Source organism: Oleiphilus sp. HI0128, assembly GCF_001635365.1.
In genome coordinates, this window is record NZ_LWGG01001422.1 from 1 (window position 1) to 1,838 (window position 1,838).

Here is a 1,838-nt window from a genome sequence, read left to right on the forward strand (position 1 = left end):
CAAGCTTTGTTCGATGATTGAAGGAAGTGCCTGTAAGGCCTCAACGATCGAAGCTTCCGTTTCGGCTGGCATATTTTTGTTCTTTCCAATAGCGACGACAAGCTGCAGTAAGCCAACTAATTGAACGGTAAATGCCTTGGTGGATGCTACGCCGATCTCAGCGCCCGCATTCATCATATAGTTTAAGTCTGACTCACGAACTAGTGAAGAACCAGGCACGTTACAAATGGTCAAACTAGCTTTATATCCGATTTCTTTGGCCAGTCTTAGTGCTGCCAGGGTATCGGCTGTTTCACCTGACTGCGAGATTGTAACCAATAGTGCATTAGCCGGAACAACCGACTTTCTATATCTAAATTCAGATGCAATTTCGATATTACACGACACACCAGCAATTTCTTCAAACCAATAACGTGCGACCATGCCGGCGTGGTAGCTCGTACCACAGGCAATAATTTGAACGTGATCAATGCCTTTTAGAATCTCTGCTGTATTTTCACCAAAGGCCGTGTCAAGAACCTGGCCGTTTGCAATTCTACCCTCTAAGGTGTTCTTAATAGCAATCGGCTGTTCATAGATTTCTTTTAGCATGTAGTGCTTATATGGCCCTTTGTCGCCAGCATCATGCGAGACATCAGACTCATTGATATCTCTTGATACTTCACTACCTACAGCATCATAGATGGTCACGTCTTGGCGTGTCAGTACGGCGATATCGCCTTCTTCTAGGAAGGAGAAACGGTTCGTTACTGGTAATAATGCTAATTGATCTGATGCCAGGAAGTTTTCTCCTATGCCATATCCTATCACTAATGGGCTACCAGAACGCGCTGCAATTAGCTGGTCTGGATCACTGGTATCCATAACAACCGTTCCGTAAGCACCTTCTAATTGCTTCACAGTTGATCTGAATGCTGATAATAGTGAGTCATGTGTTTTTAGTTCATGATGAACTAGATGAGCAATCACCTCGGTATCTGTATCCGAAGCAAATTCATAACCCACGGCACTTAGCTTCTCACGCAGAGTATGATGGTTTTCAATGATCCCGTTGTGAACAACTACAATTTCGGAACCTGATACATGAGGGTGGGCATTACGTTCGCTAGGTTCACCATGAGTTGCCCAACGTGTGTGTGCAATACCGGTTCCACCTTTGCAAGGGTTTGCCTTTAGTGCGTCTGCCAATTCTTGAACTTTGCCTATACGTCTCAAGCGATTAAATTCGCCTGCTTCAGACAATAAAGCCAACCCTGCTGAATCATATCCTCTATATTCTAAACGCTTCAAACCTTCGAGAAGAATTTCAGCTACATCCCTTTGAGCCACAGCTCCAACTATTCCGCACATACCTTTTGTTCCTGTTTTCCAAATCTTATTCGATTACTTTACTAGTCGAAATCTTTAACTTACTTTTTGCTGGGTCTGTCCCAACCATCGATATTTCTTTGCTTTGACCTGGCTACAGCTAGTTGTTCTTCTTCTATATCTTTATTGACAGTAGACCCCGCGCCAATAGTTGCACGCTTACCAACTTTCACCGGCGCAACTAATGATGTATTGGAGCCAACAAACACATCATCTGCAATTTCTGTTTGAAACTTGTTAACGCCATCATAGTTACAGGTAATTGTACCTGCACCCACGTTAACATTTTTGCCTAAGGTTGCGTCACCAACATAGCTAAGATGGTTAATCTTACTACCTTCACCAACGGTCGTCTTCTTGGTCTCAACAAAGTTACCGACTTTCGCTTTAGTATTTAAACTCGTTCCGGGTCTCAGTCTTGCAAACGGGCCCACATTACAGGCGCTTGCCACAAAGCTATCTTCGATAAT

General features: G+C 43.7%; 2 protein-coding genes. Both read right to left on the reverse strand.

Features of this window, described 5'->3' with window-relative positions:
* On the reverse strand, positions 1-1,350 hold a 1,350-nt coding region (glmS, locus tag A3763_RS23565; RefSeq protein WP_068760616.1), incomplete at its 3' end, for a glutamine--fructose-6-phosphate transaminase (isomerizing).
* 59 nt (positions 1,351-1,409) lie between these two features.
* Positions 1,410-1,838: DapH/DapD/GlmU-related protein (locus A3763_RS23570; protein ID WP_304440841.1), on the reverse strand; the 429-nt coding region annotated here is incomplete at its 5' end.